Source organism: Shewanella sp. 433, from assembly GCF_059338565.1.
In genome coordinates this window covers 2,126,122-2,147,461 of the sequence record NZ_CM181703.1, presented here as the reverse complement: position 1 = coordinate 2,147,461, position 21,340 = coordinate 2,126,122, and the positions used below count along the sequence as shown (strand labels likewise).

The 21,340-nt window shown below is 46.6% G+C and carries 18 protein-coding genes; 7 read left to right on the top strand and 11 right to left on the bottom strand.

Annotated elements, in window-relative coordinates; genetic code table 11:
• Positions 1-241: 241 nt before the first annotated feature.
• The 6 genes from AC5YB1_RS09445 to AC5YB1_RS09420 all read right to left on the bottom strand — a co-directional run bounded on the left by AC5YB1_RS09445 (position 242) and on the right by AC5YB1_RS09420 (position 6,917).
• Positions 242-457, bottom strand: coding sequence for a DUF2835 domain-containing protein (locus AC5YB1_RS09445; protein ID WP_494518962.1), 216 nt, complete (start codon positions 455-457; stop codon positions 242-244).
• A 62-nt stretch (positions 458-519) separates the two neighbouring features.
• Positions 520-3,081, bottom strand: coding sequence for an aminopeptidase N (gene pepN / locus AC5YB1_RS09440; protein ID WP_494518961.1), 2,562 nt, complete (start codon positions 3,079-3,081; stop codon positions 520-522).
• Between the two features lie 74 nt (positions 3,082-3,155).
• The gene (gene prc / locus AC5YB1_RS09435) at positions 3,156-5,201 is read right to left on the bottom strand and encodes a carboxy terminal-processing peptidase (RefSeq protein ID WP_494518960.1); all 2,046 of its coding nucleotides are present in this window, start codon (positions 5,199-5,201) and stop codon (positions 3,156-3,158) included.
• Positions 5,202-5,231: 30 nt separating this feature from the next.
• Positions 5,232-5,873, bottom strand: coding sequence for an RNA chaperone ProQ (gene proQ, locus AC5YB1_RS09430; RefSeq protein ID WP_494521616.1), 642 nt, complete (start codon positions 5,871-5,873; stop codon positions 5,232-5,234).
• 284 nt (positions 5,874-6,157) lie between these two features.
• The gene (locus AC5YB1_RS09425) at positions 6,158-6,616 is read right to left on the bottom strand and encodes a GAF domain-containing protein (RefSeq protein WP_494518959.1); all 459 of its coding nucleotides are present in this window, start codon (positions 6,614-6,616) and stop codon (positions 6,158-6,160) included.
• Between the two features lie 16 nt (positions 6,617-6,632).
• On the bottom strand, positions 6,633-6,917 hold the full coding sequence (locus AC5YB1_RS09420) for a YebG family protein (protein ID WP_494518958.1): 285 nt from the start codon (positions 6,915-6,917) through the stop codon (positions 6,633-6,635).
• A 247-nt stretch (positions 6,918-7,164) separates the two neighbouring features.
• On the opposite strand from AC5YB1_RS09420, the gene AC5YB1_RS09415 reads away from it, so the two are divergent.
• The 4 genes from AC5YB1_RS09415 to AC5YB1_RS09400 all read left to right on the top strand — a co-directional run bounded on the left by AC5YB1_RS09415 (position 7,165) and on the right by AC5YB1_RS09400 (position 12,206).
• Positions 7,165-7,779: a paraquat-inducible protein A gene (locus AC5YB1_RS09415; protein ID WP_494518957.1), complete on the top strand. Its 615-nt coding sequence runs from the start codon at positions 7,165-7,167 to the stop codon at positions 7,777-7,779.
• Entirely contained in the window at positions 7,772-8,404 is a 633-nt protein-coding gene (locus AC5YB1_RS09410; RefSeq protein ID WP_494518956.1) for a paraquat-inducible protein A, read from the top strand. Before AC5YB1_RS09415 ends, AC5YB1_RS09410 begins: the two co-directional genes overlap by 8 nt.
• Entirely contained in the window at positions 8,391-11,015 is a 2,625-nt protein-coding gene (locus AC5YB1_RS09405; protein WP_494518955.1) for a PqiB family protein, read from the top strand. Before AC5YB1_RS09410 ends, AC5YB1_RS09405 begins: the two co-directional genes overlap by 14 nt.
• A 171-nt stretch (positions 11,016-11,186) precedes the next feature.
• Entirely contained in the window at positions 11,187-12,206 is a 1,020-nt protein-coding gene (locus tag AC5YB1_RS09400) for a GGDEF domain-containing protein (RefSeq protein ID WP_494518954.1), read from the top strand.
• A gap of 81 nt (positions 12,207-12,287) precedes the next feature.
• Here the strand turns inward: AC5YB1_RS09400 and AC5YB1_RS09395 are convergent, their stop codons facing one another.
• The 3 genes from AC5YB1_RS09395 to pdsO form a co-directional block, all read right to left on the bottom strand.
• Complete coding sequence (locus tag AC5YB1_RS09395; protein ID WP_494518953.1) at positions 12,288-12,833, bottom strand: class GN sortase; 546 nt, start codon at positions 12,831-12,833, stop codon at positions 12,288-12,290.
• Positions 12,834-12,905: 72 nt separating this feature from the next.
• Positions 12,906-13,853 carry a hypothetical protein gene (locus AC5YB1_RS09390; RefSeq protein WP_494518952.1) on the bottom strand — a complete coding sequence of 316 codons (948 nt, stop codon included), beginning with the start codon at positions 13,851-13,853 and terminating at the stop codon, positions 12,906-12,908.
• A gap of 30 nt (positions 13,854-13,883) precedes the next feature.
• Positions 13,884-14,666, bottom strand: coding sequence for a sortase-associated OmpA-like protein PdsO (gene pdsO / locus AC5YB1_RS09385; RefSeq protein ID WP_494518951.1), 783 nt, complete (start codon positions 14,664-14,666; stop codon positions 13,884-13,886).
• A 231-nt stretch (positions 14,667-14,897) separates the two neighbouring features.
• Between pdsO and pdsR the strand changes: the two genes are divergently transcribed.
• The 3 genes from pdsR to AC5YB1_RS09370 all read left to right on the top strand — a co-directional run bounded on the left by pdsR (position 14,898) and on the right by AC5YB1_RS09370 (position 19,034).
• Complete coding sequence (pdsR, locus tag AC5YB1_RS09380; protein ID WP_494518950.1) at positions 14,898-15,590, top strand: proteobacterial dedicated sortase system response regulator; 693 nt, start codon at positions 14,898-14,900, stop codon at positions 15,588-15,590.
• A 2-nt stretch (positions 15,591-15,592) separates the two neighbouring features.
• Complete coding sequence (gene pdsS / locus AC5YB1_RS09375; RefSeq protein ID WP_494518949.1) at positions 15,593-17,767, top strand: proteobacterial dedicated sortase system histidine kinase; 2,175 nt, start codon at positions 15,593-15,595, stop codon at positions 17,765-17,767.
• A 91-nt stretch (positions 17,768-17,858) separates the two neighbouring features.
• The gene (locus AC5YB1_RS09370; protein ID WP_494518948.1) at positions 17,859-19,034 is read left to right on the top strand and encodes a cystathionine beta-lyase; all 1,176 of its coding nucleotides are present in this window, start codon (positions 17,859-17,861) and stop codon (positions 19,032-19,034) included.
• 60 nt (positions 19,035-19,094) lie between these two features.
• Here the strand turns inward: AC5YB1_RS09370 and AC5YB1_RS09365 are convergent, their stop codons facing one another.
• The gene (locus AC5YB1_RS09365; protein WP_494521615.1) at positions 19,095-19,544 is read right to left on the bottom strand and encodes a CreA family protein; all 450 of its coding nucleotides are present in this window, start codon (positions 19,542-19,544) and stop codon (positions 19,095-19,097) included.
• A 339-nt stretch (positions 19,545-19,883) separates the two neighbouring features.
• A complete protein-coding gene (yegD, locus tag AC5YB1_RS09360) occupies positions 19,884-21,254 on the bottom strand; it encodes a molecular chaperone (protein WP_494518947.1) in 1,371 nt (456 codons plus the stop codon).
• Between the last annotated feature and the right edge of the window lie 86 nt (positions 21,255-21,340).

Below are 21,340 nucleotides of genomic sequence, written 5' to 3'. Positions count from 1 at the left end.
TGTTACAGCATTTACGATCGATGAGCAAGGTGTAAAAAGAGAAAATAACCTTGATATTTGGATACTTAAGCCAAATAAAATCCTGCTTTTCAAACGCACGATTTAAATAAGCAGATACAAAAGATTAACGGTGAGGAAGGCGTATCAAAAAAACAATAATAAACAGGTAATTATATTTATAAAGTGAGCTTAAATGGGGGGGAGTTTTATAATCAATCGTTTGAAGTAATAACTCTAATTATTATAAGCGAGTCAAAGAACGAAACTGGCCTGTATCATCAAGCTCTAATCTAAAGTAACCAGAAAGGCCACCAGGTGTTAAGAAAGGTCGAAAGTGACGCGCATTGATCCACAGGGTTTTCCCCCCGGTTTCCTTCACTTCGACTTTATCTACATATCCTTGATAATAATTTAGAAAATCACGGTAACTGACATAAATTGAAAAGAAAAAGACCATAATATCATCAACAATAATAAGAACAGAAATGACGGGGCAGGCACTGCCCCGTCGCTTAAGGTTTAGGCTAGCGCCTTGGTCACTTTTTCAAACAGATCGTTAGATAGTTGCGGTAAGGCGAGTATTTGCTGCAATGACTGCCTCATCAATACCTGCCGACTCTCATCAAACTTCTTAAACTGTATTAACGGCGTAATAATGCGCGCCGCAACCTGCGGATTAAGCGTGTTCAACTCAATAATGACCTCAGTTAATAATTGATAACCCGCACCATCTTGACGGTGGAATACCGCCAAGTTTGCCGCCGCAAACGCTCCAATTAACGAGCGAACACGGTTAGGATTTGACAGACTAAACGCGGGATGTTGCAACAAGGTTTTAATCGCGTTGATGCGCTCATCACCTGCGCAAGTGGCCTGTAACGTCAGCCATTTATCCATCACTAGAGGCGTTTGAGACCAGCGCTGCTGAAAATCATCTAGCAGCGTTTGTCTAAGCTCACTGTCTTCGCTATTGAGCGCCGTTAATGCACCTAAACTGTCAGTCATATTCATGGAATGACGGTATTGATTTTCGGCTAAGGCTTGATGTTCATCAGACATTTTAAGCAATAATAGCAAGGCCGCATTCTTCAGCGAACGCGCCGCAGGTGCATCAATCGCCGCCAGTTCTCGGTAACGAGCCAACAACTCATCTTCACAGCCACTGGCGATCTCTTCAATCACAAATGTGCGCGCCATTGACAAGGCATCGATATCGACCTCATTAGCTTGCTCAATCAGGGTCGACAGATTGGGAAAATGTAATATTTCGGCCAATAAAGCCTGATCAAGATTGGGCTCCAGCAATAAGCCTTTTATCGCATCGATTAAACGGCTATCGGTATGCATGCTTTGGCCAGCTTGAAGGCTAGCGACATTGTGCCACACTGACTGGCTAAATAACGCCACCGATGCTTCCCATTTAGCCACTTCACTCGAGGCAAAGCGGATTAAGTGGAGCAACTGCTCAATACTGTAGTCAAACAGCAATTTTACTGGCGCCGAGAAATTTTGTAATAACGACGGCACAGGGGCACTTGGCAGATCATCAAACACAAAAGTCTGCTCTACTTGGGTGACATCGAGTACCCGATTGAGTATCGATTCACCCTCTACGCTCAGCAGTTCGAGATCAAACGGAATATGTAACGGCCATTTTTCTGCTTGCTCTGCGGTAGGCAATGTACGCTGCGAAATATGTAAGCGATATTGCTTCGCCCCAGAATCATATTCCTCTTTGACTGTGACCAAGGGCGTTCCCGATTGACTGTACCAACGTCTAAACTGGTTTAAATCGACGCCGCTGGCATGCTCCATCGCTGCCACAAAATCGTCACAGGTGACCGCCTGACCATCATGACGTTCAACATAACATTTCATCCCAGCCTGAAAGCCGGTTTCACCTAACAAGGTGTGCATCATGCGGATCACTTCAGCCCCCTTGTTATATACCGTCACGGTATAAAAATTATTCATCTCAATGACCGATTCGGGACGAATGGCATGAGCCATCGGGCCGCTATCTTCGGCAAACTGTTGATTTTTAATGACCTTAATAGCATGAATACGATTAACTGCCCGTGAACCAACGTCTGAGCTAAATTCTTGATCTCGAAAAACGGTTAACCCCTCTTTCAAGCTTAATTGAAACCAATCACGACAGGTGATGCGATTGCCGGTCCAGTTATGAAAATACTCATGGGCAACCACAGACTCAATGCCATGATAATCATCATCCGTTGCCGATGCGGTGTCGGCCAACACGTACTTGGTGTTAAACACGTTTAGGCCTTTATTTTCCATTGCGCCCATATTGAAAAAATCGACAGCAACAATCATGTAGATATCGAGATCGTATTCCAAATCAAAACGCTGCTCATCCCAAGCCATGGACTTTTTAAGTGATGCCATCGCATGATGGGATTTATGTAAGTTACCTTTATCCACAAAGACTTGCAGTGCAACTTCGCGACCGCTTTGGGTCACAAAACTATCTTGTAATACATCGAAATCGCCTGCTACCAGAGCAAATAAATAAGCAGGTTTTGGAAACGGATCCTGCCAGCGGACAAAATGACGACCACCATCAAGCTCACCAGTTTCTACTTTATTACCGTTACTGAGCAAATAAGGAAACGCTTGCTTGTCGGCTTCGATCCGCACAGTGTAAATCGCTAACACATCGGGGCGATCGAGAAAGTAAGTGATGCGTCTAAACCCCTGCGCCTCACATTGAGTACAGTAGGCGCCATCTGACATATAAAGGCCTTCGAGGGCTGAATTTGTGCCCGGGTCAAGGCGGGTGATCACTTGCAGTTCAAATTCGGCGCCGACATTTTCCAGCCACAACAGACCCTCTTCGACTTGATAAGGATACGGCTTACCATTGACGGTCAAGGTTTCAATCGACAGCGCTTCACCATCGAGTCGTAAGGAAGTCGCGTTGTCATTTAGACGCCGTACTTGGCTAGTTGCCGTCACTCTGGTCTCGCTACCAGCCAACACAAAGTCAAGCGCTACATGGGTGATAGTAAAGTCTGGCGCACGGTAATCTTTTAGGTATTTCGCTCGAACTTGCGTCATCACAGTTCCTCTTATCACTTAAAATTTGATAAAAAAAACGCGCCAATAGCGCGTTTTTCATTTTGCTAAGTCGATTACTTAGACTGATTTTTAGCCATCTGTTCCATGTCGACCATATCAAGAGTGATATACACGGTTTCGTCTAAGAATGCATCGGGTAATGTCATCTCATCATCGGCATCGTCAAGCGATGTCAGTGGTGCTAAGCCTTTTGCAGCGCGGCGTTCGTTTAAACGTGCTAACTGCTTACTATCATTAGCCTCACGTTCGGCAATACGTTCTTTTTCCACCAAAGAGACACTGGTTTCTTTATGGCTTTTCTTGAATTCAGCAATATCCTGATAAATATAACTAAATTCGACATCTTGCTTAATGCGCTGTTGATGGCGGCCATCTAAATTAACCACCAAATTCGGATTAATGTCACCTAGGGTGCTGTATTGCGCCATTGGCACCTTATCCCACGGTAATGCATTATCTTCTTCCGCTTCACCATATTCACCTGGCTCTAAGGCGCTAGGGAAAGGAATATCGGGCGTGACCCCTTTAATTTGGGTGCTGCCACCATCGATACGATAAAACTTAGCGATGGTGTATTGCACATGGCCAATCGGTTTATCGTACATATCATAGATACGCCCAAGGCTTTTATGCTGCTGTACTGTGCCTTTACCAAAAGTCGACTCACCGACGATAAGTGCACGATCATAATCTTGCAACGCGGCGGCAAAAATTTCAGATGCCGATGCGCTGTAACGATCGACCATCACAGTCAATGGACCAGAATAAGCAACGCGGCCATCATTATCACGATTTTGTGAAACTCGGCCATTCGCATCACGAATTTGCACCACAGGACCTTGCTCAATAAACAAGCCTGTTAACAAGGTGGCTTCAGTTAACGCGCCGCCACCGTTGCCACGCAGATCTATGACAACCCCTTCAACGTTTTCTTGTTTAAGTTTAGTCAGCTCTTTAAGCACGTCTTGTGACAGGTTCATGTAAAAGCCAGGGATCTTAATGACACCAACTTTACGACCAGCGTAATCTCCGCTTGAAGGCTCAATCACCTCGGAGGTCGCTGCGCGATCTTCTAGGCGAATTTTATCCCGAACAATAGTCACATAAGTAGGTTTAGCTGAAGAACCGCCTTTCTTAGGTAAGACTTGCAGTACCACTTTACTGCCTTTTGGCCCTTTAATGAGTTCAACAACATCATCGAGACGCCAACCAATCACATCGACTATCTCTTTTCCTTCTTGGCCAACACCTACAATGCGATCTTCAGGGGAGAGTTTTTCACTGTTGGCCGCAGGACCACCAGCGACCAAACTTTTAATCACAGTGTAATCTTCATCCATCTGCAGCACCGCGCCTATGCCTTCAAGGCTCAGGTTCATTTCCATTTGGAAACGTTCTGCGTTACGCGGAGAAAGGTAGCTAGTATGTGGTTCTACCGAGCGAGAAAAGGCATTCATCACACCTTGAAAGACATCTTCGCTTTTGGTCTGACTCAGACGTTTGATGGCGTTGTTGTAACGCTTTTCTAACACGTCAACAATTTCATCCCACGTTTTACCAGTAAGTTTAAGATTGAGGGCATCATATTTTACCCGTTGACGCCAAAGCTCATTAAGCTCTGCTTCATCTTTGGGCCAAGCAGCTTCTTCTCTATCATACTGATAGTTGTCACCAGGAACATTAAAGTCAATTTCGGTATCAAGCAGGGCTAACGCATAGGCAAAACGGTCATAACGACGTTGCTGCACCAGATCAAACATCTTATAGGCGGCAGTCAAGTCACCACTTTTGAGCATGTCGTCAAATTCTGTAGCGTAGACCTTAAAGCTATCGACATCACTTTGTAATAACACATTACGACGGTAGTCGAGTTGCTTTAAATAGCGGTCGAACACCTGCGCAGCAAACGCATCATCAAAATCGAAACGATGATAGTGATTACGCGCATAGGTGTCCGCCACTCGCTTACTCGCCACTTTATGTTGTGGCTCTTGATTCAGAGAGGGCAACTCGCTTGATGGAATTGTAGGCGTCAATGCCCAAGCCGAGAATCCTACAAAAATGCTGGCAATTGAAGCTACCAGAGTTAGTTTTCGCATCAACAAGTTACTCCTTTTACAATGAAACAGTTATAGCAGGATATGTTCAACCTTCACTTTGATGGTTAATCCTGAATCTAACTGCACTTGTATATCTTCTTTTTTGATGTCAAGTACGACACCTGATACTGGCGATTTACCTAGTTTGACATTGACACGTTGATTTGGTTTCAACTCGCCTAATACCGCAGGTGTTAAATTTTGTACTGCAACTTCTGGTTTAGCGACTTTAACCGCAGTGGGTTTACGCTTAGGCGCAGGCTTTTTAAATGGCTTCTTTTCAGCCTTAGGCTGATTATTGTCGCCCTTACTCGCTGCGGCTTTGGCTAGACGTTTAGCCTTGGCTTTTTCCTGACTTTCTTTCAGTGTAGCTTGTGCATGATCGATATGCTCTTGCTCTAGCTCACCACATTCATTGCCGTCAAGGTCGACACGCTGTGCCCCAACTTTGATGCCTTTAAGATAGCGCCAGCTACTAGTATAGCGACGTAAGGCAATTCTCAATTGAGTTTTACTGACTTTAGAATCATCAGCTAACCTTTCAGCCAAGTCCTGAAACAATCCAATTTTAAGCGGTTTAGTTTCACCTTCAGCAATAAAGCACAAAGGAAATGTTTCATATAAATACGCCAGAATAGCGTTGGTGTCGGTCAACTTTTCTGTTGATTCCATCATTACTTCCACAGTTTAAAAAGGGGACTATCACCTCACCCAACTTAATGTTGGCGGGCGTGTCGTTCATATTTGTTAGGGGCGGTTAACGGGCATTATCTCACCTAGTGTAGCTACACCCGTTAGCGTTACGTCCAACATACCTTATCAATTACACTTAACAAACGCCAAGTATTCATTTCAAGTAATGAAATGTCACCCAGCATTTTGATATTCGTTAAGCCGCCTATTATAAGCTTGCTAGCTATGAATGCGACCATCAATTGTGCAAAATTGGTGTTAGTTTAAGCAAATAAAGCTTTTTCCAGACTTTTTACTACTAATTCAAGGCCGTTTTCGTCGGCTTGATCAAATCTAGATATTGATGGGCTATCGATATCAAGCACAGCAATCACTTGACCATCGCGCCTTAATGGAATGACGATTTCAGAATTACTCGCCGAATCACAGGCGATATGGCCCGCAAACTGGTGAACATCAGCCACGCGTTGTGTGGTATTGCTTTGCGCTGCTGTGCCACAAACCCCCCTCCCCATAGGAATGCGGGTACAGGCAACCTTGCCTTGAAACGGGCCTAAAATCAGTTGTTCGCCTTCAACAAGATAAAATCCCGCCCAATTGATATCGTCAAGGTTGTCATTGATCAATGCGGAAAAGTTAGCCATGGCTGCGATAAGGTTATCTTCGCCACTGAATAATGCTTCGGTTTGGCGAGCTAAAGTGTCATAACACACGGATGTCATAGGGTTTCCTAATAAATTATGCTGTTGCTTCGGTTTTTTTACTGGCTTTTTTTACTGCTGCAGGTTTCGTCACCGCACCGCCCTTTAATAAGCCCATCAGTTGATCTTTGTTTTCGGCTAAATAGAAACTGAGCTTCTCAATCGCATCATCATCGAGTCCTAGCTGAGCCTGTTCGATAAAAGGAAGTAGATTATCTGCGATATCGAGCATCTTATCAAAGGCGTCAGCCTCCTTTTTAGATGTGAATGTCATCTTCTCAACCCCTTCTCTGACTACGACAAATTTCGTTATAACTGCCATGCCTGTCCTCACACTGTTTTTATATACAGTTGTAGAATCTCATAAATACAAGTTGTTATGCAAGTGTTCAAATTTATCTGATAGAATCTTGTTCTATTATTTCGTTAGCAATAGTGATGTTGTCTTATCACAATTGCTAAACGCTTGCAGCGTACAACAGCTTTTTGGATCTGAAGAAATTAGGGGCAACCACCATGTTATTTGCTCCCAAACGATAGGAATACCCATCATTACTTCCGATAGAAACGTGTTAGATAAGAGCATTATCCTATGCCGCTCCTGTGACCTCATCGTCAGCAAGCGGGCGCTTCCTATTGGGGTAAGAGCCCTTTGCCCTCGTTGCCATAGTAATTTGTACGACACCCCCTATTGCTCTATCAACGGTATGCTCGCCTTATGTATTACCGCCTTGGTACTGTATTTCCCCGCCAATATATTCCCTGTATTAGAGCTGCATTTTTTGGGCAGCGTGCGTACCACGACAGTGGTAGAAGGAGCGATGTCGGTGATATCTCAAGGCTACTGGGTAGTGGGGATCGCGGTTATGATCGCCGCGGTTATCGCTCCTGGTTTACTTATCCTATCAGTGTTGGCACAAATTTTAATCGTTAAATATCAAATAAAAAAGTCATTTTTTCGTAATATTTATAAACAACTACTGCGCTGGCATAGCCTGTTGACAGAGCTAACAATGCTAGAGATATACATGATCAGTATCTTTGTTTCCGTGTTTCAACTCTCCGACTACACCGACCTCTATTTTGGTATAGGGACATTCTGCTTCAGTATTTTATTCATTGTGGTTATTTTCTTGCAGCGTGAATATGATATCGAGCATATGTGGAACCAGCTCAATGACTAACTCTCATCGCAACTCGCAAGGACAAGCTGCAGGGATCACCAGTTGTCCTACTTGTGCAAAACTTTGCCGAATTGAAGATACCTATTGCCAACGCTGTGGTCAGTACGTACAGAGTCGAGACTACGCCAGCATCCAAAAAAGCTGGGCGCTGTTGCTCACCGCCGCCATTTTGTTAGTGCCAGCCAACTTATACCCAATCACCATTATGACTAGCCAAGGCCAAGTCAGGCGTGACACCATCTTTAGCGGTATTAATCATTTAATCCATTTAGACTTATGGCCTATTGCCATCATTTTATTTACCGCCAGTATTCTCGTACCTATGCTGAAAATTATCGGTTTAGCGACCTATCTGCTCGCCATAAGTCATCGTTTACCAATTTCAAAAAAAAGATTAATGGCAGGCTTTCATATCATTGAATGGATTGGTCGCTGGTCGATGTTAGATCTGTTTGTCATATCAATAACGGCGGCTTTGGTTAATATGGGGCAAATATTTGATGCCAAACCTGCACCGGCTGCTACGGCGTTTGCCTTAGTCGTCTTATTGACACAGCTGGCAGCAAAAGTATTAGACACCCGTTTACTCTGGGACCGATTGGAAGCGAAAGATGACAAAAATTGAAACACCTAAAGTGGTAAAGAAGAAGTTATTTTCGCCGATTTGGCTGTTACCTATCATCGCACTAGCGCTGGGCGCTTGGCTGGGCGTTAAGAGTATCCGAGAATCGGGTATCGATGTGCGTATCCATTTTCCAAGTGCCACTGGTATCGATGTCGGTAAAACCTTAGTGCGTTATCAAGGTTTGACCGTCGGTAAAGTGGTCGACATTAGTATCGATGATGCTCTGCAAGGGGTGAATGTCGATCTATTAATGGATTATCGCTCCACTCCATTTTTAAAAGACAACACCAAATTTTGGCTAGTCACGCCTAAAGCCTCAATTACCGGTGTTGAAGGACTCGATGCGCTTTTTTCCGGTAACTATATTGCCATTCAACCTGGAAATGGTAATGAACGCCGAAAGTTTATCGCCGAAGATCAGGCTCCACCAGTTGCCCCAGGCTCCGACGGGTTAATGGTGCAATTAAGCAGCCCAACCTTAGGCTCACTCGATATCGGCTCGCTAATCTTTTATCGTCAAATCCCTGTCGGTAAAATTTTCAGTTACCGTTTAGTCAATGATAACCGCATTTTATTTAATGCATACATACAGAAACAGTACACACATTTAGTAAAACAAAACTCGCAATTTTGGAATGTCTCAGGCTTAGCAGTCGATGCGTCACTGGCGGGAATCAAAGTAAAAACAGAGAGTCTGTCAGCCATTTTAGCCGGTGGCGTTAGCTTTTCCTCCGATCCCAACGGTCTGCAAGCCGAACCAAATCAACACTATACCATTTTTGATGATAAAGATGCTGCCATTCGCGGCGTAGGCTTCTCACTGCAAGCCAGCGATGCAGATACTATTCAATCGGGTGCAAGCATCGTATTTCGAGGCATAGAGATAGGCCGTGTGACCCACACGCATTTAAGTGACTCTGGAGTCATTTTCGATGCGACTTTCGATAGCGATTATGCTCATCTGTTGAGTGGCACGGCGCAATTTTGGGTCGAAGGCGCCGATATCTCCACGGCAGGTATCAAGCATGCTACGCGCCTACTCACAGGTAGCGTGATCAATTTCATGCCCGGCACCGGAGAGCCTTTAGCACAGTACCCGCTGCTAGATAGTGCTCCGCCCTTACATAATCAACCTTTTACGTTGACATTAACGGCCAGTGAGAACCCCGGCATAGACGTCGGCGCGCAGGTACGCTTTAAACAGTTACCCATTGGCAGTGTTAGCGACGTTCGCTTTAAGCCAGATTATAGCGGCGTCGAGTATTCAATAGACATATGGCCAGAATATCAAAAGCTTATTTCATCTGGTAGCTACTTCATTCCTGAGTCAGCATTAGCTATTGATGCCTCTATCGAGGGTGTAACGGTAAATACCCGCGACTTAGCCACACTCACCCAAGGGGCGATCAGCTTAATTCAAGGCAAATCTACTACTCCAGTAAAACAGCACAGCACCTTAATGTTATTTAGCTCACAGAAGCAGGCCCAGCAGATCATCAGCCAAAGGGATCAGCGACGCATCACCCTGATGAGCCCTGATGGCGCCGATTTAAGTGCGACATCACCACTCTACTTTAAAAAGATGCAAATTGGCCAAGTGCTCGATGTCGCTTGGCAAGCAAAAAGTAATAATTTTGCCATCACCCTTGGGGTTGATAAGCAATTTGATTCACTGTTAACCCCTAAAACCGTGTTTTGGCGTAACAACGCTTTGACAGTCGATGCTAGCTTACGCGGAGTCAATGTTGAGATCGCGCCCTTGAGTGGCGCCATCAAAGGCAGCGTTAGCTTAGGCTTACTCGAGGGCGATGATGCCGTTAATAGCCAGCACTTATACGGGTCTAAGGCGCTTGCCCTAGCCAAGGCAACCCCCATTACACTAAGCTTTCCCGCCACAACGAAGTTAGCGGCTAAAGCGCCTATTCGCTATTTAGGTCATCAGGTGGGTGAGATCGAACAACTTAAACTCAATGATGACCTCGGTACAGTCAGTGTTGATGCGTACCTTTATGGGGATTATGCCAAGGCATTTACTCGCCAAGATGCGCAATATTTTTTAATCGATGCACAAATTTCGTTATCTGGCATTCAGGCGGCCGAAACCCTACTCACTGGCCCCTATGTGGCCGTACTTCCGGGTAATAGCCAGCAGTTAAGCAAACACTTTACCGGCCTGACTGAAAACCCGGTGCATGTAGATGATGGCTCGTTGCAATTAACCCTCATTGACAGCGATTTAGGCTCAATTAAAGTAGGCAGTCCCATCATCTTTCGCGGCATTAAGATAGGCGAGATAGCCCATTACCAATTATCGGTAAATGGCACTCAGGTGCAGATGCTGGTACAAATAGATGCGCGCTATCAACATCTAGTCAATCAAAGCAGTCAATTTTGGGATATGTCTGGCATTAAGGTGGATGTGGGTCTATTTTCTGGCGCGCAAATTGAAACTGGCTCACTTGAGACCATACTCACTGGCGGCATAGGGGTCGCCACGCAAGTGGTCACCACCCCTGCCAATCAATTAAATAGCAATCAGGCCTTTACCTTGCATGAAAAGCCACAAACTGACTGGCTTAATTGGGCACCCAATCAACGACCTAATCGATAATGCCCTTTAACGACTCACGTTAACCGATATGCGCTATCATGCCCCCCTACAATGGCGGGGGGGATGAACGCACATCATAGCGCGACTATGCCAACCCATATTAAGTAAAACAATGTTGAGCAACGACTGAGTTGCCATATTGATGAGCAATACTGTGAGGAATCTATCACCATGTCCAACGATCTGCTGCGCACCGCTGCCATCAACCTCAAAAAAGCAGTACCTCTGATGCTAAAGCATCAGATCCCCACCACTCCGACTAATTACGCATTGTGGTATGCCTATGTGGGTGAACAAGATCCGGTATTGGTTGAAAAAATGGATAACCTCGTAGCCCAGTATCAAACCTGCCCACCTGTCAATGCCCAATTGCTGTACCGTGAACACCTGTCTGATCCGGTTGAAATCGATGTGCTGGAGATGCGACAAAATCTAGAGGCCATGACACTGGAGTTATCGCAATCGCTTAAAGATACCAAGCATGATGCCAAAGGCTTCCAAAAGCGGATAGCTCAAAACTTCGAGCAACTTAATCGTATTGAAGAGGAAGGGGTCAGCCTAGAGAAAGTGCTTGGACTCGTACGTAATTTGGTAAAAGAGTCTGACGATATACGCACTAGTACCGAATTTTTTACTGCCAAATTACAGCAGGCACAACAAGAGATAGATGCTCTGCGTGGCCAACTGCAACGCTCAGAAAAAGATGTCTATTATGATGCACTGACCGGCGTACTCAATCGCCGAGCATTCGATCAAGATTTGGCTGGCATTCTCACTCAAGCCCCTGAGGGCACCTGCCTTATTTTGGTCGATATTGACCACTTTAAAGGCTTTAACGACACTTACGGCCATCTACTGGGCGACAACGTCCTTAAAGCGGTCGCGAAACGCTTAAGTGATGCTTGCCGCGATGGCAGCAAAATATATCGCTTTGGCGGAGAAGAGTTCGCCATTTTAGTCCCCAAAAGCCACCAGCGTAAGGCACGACACATTGCCGAAGCGATGCGCCGCTCACTTGAAAAAGTCAGTGTCAAAGATCGCCGTAAAGACCAACGAATCGAGAGTATTACCGCCTCTTTTGGGGTCAGTGAATGGCATAAGCAAGATAGTCCAGCTCAGCTGATTGAACGTAGCGATAGTTATCTTTACGACGCTAAACGCCTCGGGCGTAACCGCGTGATGCCTATCTAATCTACTAGCACAGCGTTACGAAGATAAAACAGGCCGCGGCGAACACCATGCAATCAACATCACTTAAGCCACCACCATTATTTAAGCCGCAACGAAGGCTCGTTGGACCTGTGGTTTTGCCGCCACGGGCTCAGCTATCACCACAAAACGCCAGCGACTTTGTGCACCTAAGCTGTCAAATGGATAACTGGTCACTAAAGTCAGCTGTACATCATCTTGTCCATTAAGCTGACGAATATCTGTTTCGGCTACAATTTGAATCGACACCACTTGATAATCAATAACGTTTGCCGCGCTATCTTGTACCCGTAGTCGCTGCCCAGCTTTGACCCCTTTTAAATGGGCAAAATGAGTATCTCTATGGCCGGCAATCACAGCATTGCCCCACCCATTAAGTTGATTTACTCCCATTAGGGAAGCAGGGCCAAACGCTATATTTCTGCCAGACGCGCCCGCTAATACATATAAGGCTTGTCCCTGCAATTGCCCCTGCACAGAAACAAACTGCAGCTTAGCCACTGGATATGTGTTGGCCCAGCTCCATGGCTTATGCCGCTTACCATCGCTTAAGGTTTCACGCCACGCCTGTTCGATCAAAAATTGGGCAAAACGTGCTTTCGCCTGCATATAGCCTCCTTAGTACAATTTGTAAAATCAGAACGATACCGATTAATAGCATAATGCAATGACGATGAACGCTTATCCGTGCTCGCACCTTTGCCCACGCATACGTCGCAAGCATATCAACAGGATGCGCTGCATTACGCTGGCATAACTTAACCAATACGCACCAAGTAGTAGCAGCAACATGGCACTAATGGCTAAGATGAGTCGACGCTCACTGGCCGCTTGCGGCCATTGCCCGATGGATGCTTGCAGCGGCATCATCATAACAATGGCATAATCATTTTCGACGCCTTGCTTATCGGCAAGCTTTGTATCTTGAGCCGTCGCCCAGCGCACAGTTTTACTCATCTGAGCATATGTTCCATTATCATTAGGCGAGGATGATGTCACAGCGGGCTCACCGGCGTAGCGAGGCGTATTTGCCAGCGGAAAACGCACACTAAACGCCTCCGCTTGGTAACTGACCAATTGCTGATAAGTCATTTCAACAGGGAGTATTTCACCTTGTAAGTGCGGCTCAGCAATATGCAATGTCACACTGTCAATGGCGACATCGTGAGGTAACGAAAATAGATACATGCCGTTAAACCACTGGACGGTATCGTTTTGAAAAAACGGCTTCACTTGCACTCGGTTTGCCCAGCCCGATATCTGCATAGCAACTTTATCATTCGGTAATGCACTCAACGCGAAGGCATTGGGGAGCAAAGACCCGGTGAATAAAGCCTTAGCTGACTTAGTTAACGGCTGTGATAATGGCTCGGGTGAGAGGCTAGATAATAAATAGATAAGCTGACGACTCCCCAAAAAGGTTTTATCATCAGGCTGCGCCAACACACTACGGGGCAATAAGGCGCTAAGGGTTAAGGTTGTGCACATCGTCAGGGCTAACCAGCGCTGCCATTTGTGATGATTAAGCCATAATAAAAGCGCAACAAGATTGAGTCTCGCAGCCCCCTGAGATAAAAAAGCCCCCCTCGGGGGGCAAAGGGTGGTTGAGCTGAGATAGTCGATATCCATGTCTGTGTTCCTTTTAACTTGCGCTATAGCCTAGTTGGCTGCAATAGCAGTATCAGCATTTAACAGTTGGATGGTCACGCGGCGGTCAAAGAAATCATTTTCAAAACTCTGCTCATCGTTAACCGGTGCACTGGCACCATAGGCTTTGGCGTCAAGGCGCATCTCATCCAAACCTTGCTTAACAAGGTAGCGACGAACTTCAGCCACCCGCTGCTCAGAAAGCGCTTGGTTATAACTTGAATCGCCACGGCGATCGGCGTAACCGGTTAAATCGAGTGTTAATTCTGGCGACAGTGACATCAGATCCGCCACATCATTAAGCTGGCTTTGAAAATGAGGTTCGATTTCCGATGAACCGGTTTTAAACTGCACATTTAAGCCTAAAGCCAACTCATCAAGACCCGTTTGCTGACGCTGCTTTAACTGAGCTAACTCACGCTGCGTATGGTTGTATTGCTCACTGACCTGCTCAAATTCACGCTTTTGTTGGTTAAGCATGGCGATCTGCTGCTCTTGTTCAGCGAGTAACGCATGCTGGTTTTTTATTTCACTGTCATCAGCCACCGATTGACCTATCATACCGCCAGTAAAAGCGCCAATGATCGCCCCTACAGGCCCACCCACTACGGCGCCCAGTACCATGCCAGAACCGACACCAATTAACGCTTCGGTATCAGAGGAGGCTTCCACACTTGCTGGAGTACCGCTGTCTAAATTACTGTTATCTGAATTGCTGTTATCTTGAGCACTGTGAGCAAAAGAAGAGGTCAATAGCGCGCTGGCGATCAGTGCGGCAATAATCTGCTTTTTCATCTTGTTATCCTTAATGTGATGTCCCGGCAAAAATGATGGTGAAGCAAAACCGGATACGTGGTGTCGATGAGTTCATTAAAACGCAGTTAAGTGGCGCACGCAGGGAACAAAAGTGGCATTACAGCGACCAATTGTGGCAACAAAATGGCAATTACCTTAAGTCACTTTTATCGATAAAAATTTGCTGTATAGTCACCATCCATTCAGTAGTGATGTTGTAGTGAGAAAGCAATGAAGCGTATTGCAATAGTGGAAGATGAAGCGGCTATCCGCGAAAACTATAAAGAGGTGTTGCAGCAACAAGGTTACAGCGTTCAAGCTTATGCCAATCGCCCCAGTGCAATGCAAGCTTTCACCACTCGTCTGCCCGACTTAGCGATTATCGATATTGGCCTTGAAAATGAGATTGATGGCGGCTTTACCCTGTGCCAATCTCTACGAGCCATGTCGAGCCAGCTGCCAATTATTTTTTTAACTGCTCGAGATAGCGATTTTGATACCGTCTGCGGCCTGCGCTTAGGCGCCGATGATTACCTGAGTAAAGATGTGAGTTTCCCTCATCTTATCGCGCGTTTAGCCGCGCTATTTCGCCGCTCAGAAATACAAGAAAACAGCACGCAACATGCCCAGCTCATTGAGCATGGTCATCTGTCTATCGACGTTAACCGCATTCAGGTGTACTGGAAGAATCAACCCATTGAGCTCACCGTTACTGAATTTTGGATGGTGCATGCCTTAGCCAAACATCCGGGGCATGTGCGCAGCCGCCAAGCCTTGATGCAAGACGCTAAAATCTATGTTGACGACAGCACCATCACATCGCATGTCAAACGGATCCGCAAAAAGTTTATCGCCCAAGACGACACCTTTGACTGTATCGATACCGTCTATGGCATGGGTTACCGCTGGGATAACCAAGGCTAGTTATGTTTCCTTTGCCTATTGGGCTGCGCACCAAAGTCGCCATATTGTCACTATTTTTGCTCTGCCTCCCCTGGCTGGGCTATCAATATGTGTGGGAGATGGAAAAATACCTACGCCACGGGCAAGAAAAAACCCTCGAAGGCACGACCCAAGCATTAGCCACGGCGCTGCATGAGCGACCAAAACTGTTCGACAAACAGGCCAGTTTTTTGTCACGAGTGGAGCAAGGACGAGACTTGTACGCCTATCCACTGGCAAGCCCTATCCAGCTCGATGGCAAACTCAGCGATTGGGGTAATTATCGCCACCGCAGCCTGCATTACGGCCAAGAGCATCAACTGTTTAACCTTGACGATAATCATCCACCCGCGATCCACTTTAACCACATGGTCGGCAAGTATGCGGGCTACCTGTATGCCTTTTTTGAAGTCACAGATCCGAATGTGGTATACCGCGGCACCAATAGCTTAAGCATTGAAACTAATGACTACTTAGCCATTGCAACTCAGGCTCCCGACGGAAAATTTAAGCGTTATATTGTCGCCACCATCCGTGATGGTTGGATCAGCGCGTTCCAACTGCCTGAGAACCCTAAGCGAAAAACCCCTGTCACCCCAGAGCTTAAAATTCAAGGCAAATGGCGTAAGACCGAACAAGGTTATAATATTGAGCTGCGGATCCCGCTGGACATGGTGGGCAGTAAATTGGGATTTGCCATCGCCGATGTCAACGATAAACGCCGCCGACAGGTAGAAGCCATTGTCGGCACCTCGGCCACTGACGATGTAAATGAACTGGGGACTGTATTGGTTCCGTCACCTGAAATTGAAAGTATTATTAAAGGTATGAGCCATAACAGCTCACGCATTTGGGTGGTAGACAAACATGGGCGAGTCTTGGCTAAATCGGGTGATATTCACAGTAACAATAACGTTTGGGCTCAGGCGGCCACCGAGCGCAGCGATGAAAGTGCATGGGAGCATTTTAAACAAGAATATTTACACCCACTCTACTATCGCGTGCTGACCACGCCAGCAAAAGACTTTGTCGACTCATTGCAAGACTCAGCTGTACTCGAAGGTAGCCATATTAAGCGCGCCTTATCGGGCAAGTTTGGCTCAACGTGGCGCTTAACCCCCGACGGAAAAGCGGTGGTCTTGGCTGCTGCCAGCCCGATTTGGATTGACGATACCGTCATGGGTGTGGTGATTGCAGAAGAAACCACGCATGGTATTCGCACCCTGCGCAACAAGGCACTCGAAAAACTGTTTAACGTGATCATTACCGTGATGAGTATGGGCACTCTAGCGCTGTTCTTTTTCGCCTCGAGCATTTCCAGTCGTATCCGCAAACTCAGGGATGAAGCCGAACAAGCCATCGACAGCCAAGGCCGAATTAAACGGGCCATTGTGGGCTCAAAAGTGCGCGATGAAATTGGTGACTTATCACGCAGCTTTGCCAGTATTGTCAGCAGGTTAGGCCAATATACCCATTACCTTGAAAACATGTCATCACGATTATCCCATGAACTGCGCACCCCTGTGGCCGTAGTGCGCTCATCGCTTGAACATCTCAACGCTCAAGCGCTGCCACCTGAGCATCAAAAATATGTCGATCGTGCCCAAGAGGGCGTCAGCCGCCTTAATATGATCCTCAACAACATGAGTGAGGCGACGCGGCTAGAAGAGGCGCTCACCCACGCCGAAGTGGATACTTTTCCTCTGGCAAAAGTGATTTCGGGTTGCATGCAGGGTTATCAAATCACTTACCCTAAGCAGACGTTCGAGGTCGATATTTGCCCCGATCCGCTTAACATGCAGGGCGTACCTGAATACATTGCCCAGCTGATGGATAAGCTAGTCGCTAACGCCATTGAGTTTAGCCTGCCCGCAACGCCAATTGAGGTGAAACTGCACGCTAAAGGCCGTATTGCCATGCTGAGCGTTTACAACCAAGGGCCCGCACTACCTGAAAATATGAGTGAGCAAATTTTTGAATCTATGGTCTCGGTACGGCCCCAGCCTAATCAAGATAAACCCCACTTAGGCTTAGGGTTATACATAGCGCGGCTGATCACCGATTTCCATCAGGGCAGCATTGAAGCTAAAAACATCCAGCTGGGCGGCCAACACCAAGGCGTGATGATCAGCATCAAACTGCCGATCAGCGCGGTATAAAATATCTGTGTTCATTGCCCATCCGCCCCTTTCATTTGGCCATTTAGATGTTAAGATGGCTAAAAATAAAATAAGGGTGGGAGTCGCTACAATGAAAAAAGAGACGCAAATCGTTAGCCTAGGCAGAGACAAAAAGTGGACTAAAGGGGTGATTAACCCCCCTGTATTTCGCGCATCAACCGTGATCTTTGACACTATGGAAGAGATGCGCTTTGCCACCAAAAACCGCGCCAATGGCGAGATGTTTTATGGCCGACGCGGCACCCCTACCCACTTTGCGTTTCAAGCCGCCATCGCCGAACTAGAAGGCGGCGTCGGTACCGCGTTATATCCTTCAGGCTCTGCTGCTATCTCAGGTGCATTATTATCGTTTTTAAAAGCAGGCGATCATCTCTTGATGGTCGATAGCGCCTACGAGCCCACCCGCGATCTGTGCGACAAGCTGCTCAAAGGCTTCGGCATTGATACCACCTATTACGACCCCATGATCGGCGCCGACATAGCCACGCTTATCCAGCCCAATACCAAAGTGTTATTTCTCGAATCCCCCGGTTCTATCACCATGGAAGTGCAGGATGTGCCCACCCTCAGCCGTATTGCCCACCAGCATAATATGGTGGTCATGTTAGATAATACCTGGGCATCGCCTATCAACTCGCGTCCGTTTGAGATGGGCGTCGATATCTCGATTCAGGCGGCCACCAAATATATTGTTGGTCACTCAGACGTGATGCTGGGCACGGCCACGGCAAATAGCGAGCACTGGGATCAACTGAGAGAAAACAGTTATTTAATGGGTCAGTGCACCTCTGCCGACGATGTGTACCTCGCCAGCCGCGGGCTGCGGACCTTAGGCGTGCGTATGGAGCAGCATGAACAAAATGCGCTTAAAGTCGCTAATTGGTTAGCTAGCAGACCCGAGGTGGATCATATTCGTCATCCCGCATTTGTAAGCTGTCCAGGTCATAAGTTTTTCAAACGCGATTTCAGCGCATCCAATGGTTTATTTTCATTTGTGTTAAAGCAAGGCAACCTCAAATCGGTTACCGCACTGGTCGAAAATATGGAACACTTTAAGATGGGCTTTTCATGGGGGGGGTATGAAAGCCTGATCTTGGGCGTATTTGGGATCGATAAACTACGCACAGCAACCCACTGGGACAGCAGTAAACCCTTAATCAGGTTACACATAGGACTGGAAAACTCAGATGATCTCATTGACGATTTAGCCCGCGCTTTTGAGCGATTCAATCAAGCCCAAGGCTAAATTATCCTTGTCACTTCAGCTTGGGCTTAGAGTGTACAAGTTAAATCGGGTGATACCCTTTTAACGCACGGAGTGATCAGCCTTGGTGAATGGATCTTGCCAGGCTTGTGTGCCGTATAAAGGTACAGTTGAGATAGCGTGTTTATGGCTACCATTAGTTTCTTTAGTTGAGTACGACAGGTAAATTAAGGTTTGATTTTCAGCATCATAGATACGGCGCACCTTAAGCACTTTAAATAAAATGCTCAGTGAAGCCTTAAACACTACTTCGCCATTTTTGCTCTTATCGATGGTGGCAATATCCGCGGTGGTTATTGGCCCAGTTTGGCGACAGGCGATACCCATATCAGAGGGATCGGCAAAATCTAGGTTGGCTTCAATACGGCTAATATGACAGGTGACACCCGGCACTTTAGGGTCGTCCAAAGCATCGATAAGTACATCTTTAGTGGTAAACAGGCCAAGGCTCACCTTGCCGACATCATCGCCGCAACCTGTGGCCATTAACATCACGCTAGCAAGTAACAAGGAGGTTAACCCCTTAGATGAATAGGATTGGGCTGTTGGCGCTTGCGATAAAAATGATGAAAAAAATGACATAGTAGCTTCCCTGTAACTTAAACCTGGATGACTTGAACCTGAGTAATTTGAACTTGGATGACTTAAATGTGAGTTGCTTGAACTTTAGTAGCTTAACTTGAGCGACTTGGATCTGAATGACTCAAATATAAGCCACTTGAGTACGCACCTAAAATACCTACTTGAATATCAGTCACTGGATAATAATGCCTTTTAACGGTAAATACCTAAATTAATCAGATTTACCGTTAAAGGCTTGTGACACAGGCTCTAATTAAAAATACGTTGCGACCAGCGGGTTAATCCTGCCGTGACGCTACCAAAATGATCGCCAACGACAATATCGATTGCAGGATAGATGGCCGCGATACTGTTATAGATGGCCGGGCTTTTGGCTGTCCCGCCCGTCACATAGATAATATCGGGCGTGACACCAGATTCGGCTAACGCAGCAGCCATCAAGGACTGAATTTGTGCCACAGGTTGACTAATGGCGTCGATAAACATCCGCTCGTCGACATTAGCATCCAATTGCTGGCAAATGTAATCCAGCGTCACAGTGGTTTCGCTTGTCTCTGACAAGACAATTTTCGCCGCTTCGGCACTTCTGACAATACGGTAACCTAACTGATCTTGCTGCACTTTTAACAAACGTTGTAGCAAGTAGGCGCGCTCGGCATCGGTAATAAGCTCTTTAATCATATTGCGCGAACTCAGGCTAGCAAAATCACGCTGAGCGCTGATGTCGTTGACAGCCACCGCATTCCAAAACGGTTTACTTGGCACAGGTAGGCCATTAACCATATGGCTGCCAAGCCCCATGTGCTGCATAAAAGCTTTCATCGATAAGGCGATATCAAGATCGTTACCCCCGATCCGCTGACCACTATGACCTAAGAAATCGTCACTGCGATCGGCTTTGTCGATATGCGACGGGCCCATTTTGACCACAGAGCAGTCTGTGGTGCCGCCACCAACGTCAACCACCAACACCGTTTTATCATCGGTTAGGCTGGCTTCAAAATCCATGCCTGCCGCTAGCGGCTCAAACAAAAAGGCCACGGCCTCAAATCCAGCACGGCTGGCGGCTAAACGCAAGATCCCTTCTGCTTGAGTATTACTCTCTTCGCCGCCAATACCTTGAAAGTTAACCGGACGGCCAATCACCGCGTGAGTCACTTTTTGGCCGCGGCTCGCCAGCTTGGCATCGGCGAGTTGTTTGATATGCAGCATCATCATGGTGACGATATCTTCGAACAAGGCCACTTGATCGGCTCGTAACCCTGTCGCACCTAAAAACGATTTAGGTGAACGGACATAAAAGCCCTCTTCGGGCATCTCAAGGTAATGCTGCACCGCAGCCTCACCCACAAAAACGGCCTGCTCATCTGTATCTAAATCTAACTCTCGGCGAGCTTGGCGGGCACGACTTAACTGTGCTGAACGTACAGTGGCATAAGCGCTTTGCTGCTCAGATGGCAGCGCTTTAAGTACCGCCTCACAAATAAGGTCCCGGTCGAGGGCATATAAGGTTGAAACCAGATAATTTGAATCAGTTGACAGGGGTAATAACGTCACAGTGTCTTGATCCATTATCCCCACGGCGCAATTGGCGCTACCGTAATCGAATCCAACAAACATGCTTAAGGCTCCAACGAGTAAAAAGCCGTGCAAAATAGCACACTCGCACTAAAAGACAACTAGCACCACCAATTAATCTTGTCGTT

Coding starts and splice junctions, on each gene's coding strand:
- AC5YB1_RS09425 (WP_494518959.1), bottom strand. CDS start 6,616: ATGACATCCGTGTGTTATGACACTTTAGCTCGCCAAACCGAAGCATTA.
- AC5YB1_RS09405 (WP_494518955.1), top strand. CDS start 8,391: ATGACAAAAATTGAAACACCTAAAGTGGTAAAGAAGAAGTTATTTTCG.
- AC5YB1_RS09365 (WP_494521615.1), bottom strand. CDS start 19,544: ATGTTAATGGCCACAGGTTGCGGCGATGATGTCGGCAAGGTGAGCCTT.
- proQ (WP_494521616.1), bottom strand. CDS start 5,873: ATGGAATCAACAGAAAAGTTGACCGACACCAACGCTATTCTGGCGTAT.
- pdsO (WP_494518951.1), bottom strand. CDS start 14,666: ATGAAAAAGCAGATTATTGCCGCACTGATCGCCAGCGCGCTATTGACC.
- pdsR (WP_494518950.1), top strand. CDS start 14,898: ATGAAGCGTATTGCAATAGTGGAAGATGAAGCGGCTATCCGCGAAAAC.
- AC5YB1_RS09390 (WP_494518952.1), bottom strand. CDS start 13,853: ATGGATATCGACTATCTCAGCTCAACCACCCTTTGCCCCCCGAGGGGG.
- pepN (WP_494518961.1), bottom strand. CDS start 3,081: ATGACGCAAGTTCGAGCGAAATACCTAAAAGATTACCGTGCGCCAGAC.
- AC5YB1_RS09410 (WP_494518956.1), top strand. CDS start 7,772: ATGACTAACTCTCATCGCAACTCGCAAGGACAAGCTGCAGGGATCACC.
- AC5YB1_RS09370 (WP_494518948.1), top strand. CDS start 17,859: ATGAAAAAAGAGACGCAAATCGTTAGCCTAGGCAGAGACAAAAAGTGG.
- prc (WP_494518960.1), bottom strand. CDS start 5,201: ATGCGAAAACTAACTCTGGTAGCTTCAATTGCCAGCATTTTTGTAGGA.
- AC5YB1_RS09420 (WP_494518958.1), bottom strand. CDS start 6,917: ATGGCAGTTATAACGAAATTTGTCGTAGTCAGAGAAGGGGTTGAGAAG.
- AC5YB1_RS09395 (WP_494518953.1), bottom strand. CDS start 12,833: ATGCAGGCGAAAGCACGTTTTGCCCAATTTTTGATCGAACAGGCGTGG.
- AC5YB1_RS09400 (WP_494518954.1), top strand. CDS start 11,187: ATGTCCAACGATCTGCTGCGCACCGCTGCCATCAACCTCAAAAAAGCA.
- pdsS (WP_494518949.1), top strand. CDS start 15,593: ATGTTTCCTTTGCCTATTGGGCTGCGCACCAAAGTCGCCATATTGTCA.
- AC5YB1_RS09445 (WP_494518962.1), bottom strand. CDS start 457: ATGGTCTTTTTCTTTTCAATTTATGTCAGTTACCGTGATTTTCTAAAT.
- yegD (WP_494518947.1), bottom strand. CDS start 21,254: ATGTTTGTTGGATTCGATTACGGTAGCGCCAATTGCGCCGTGGGGATA.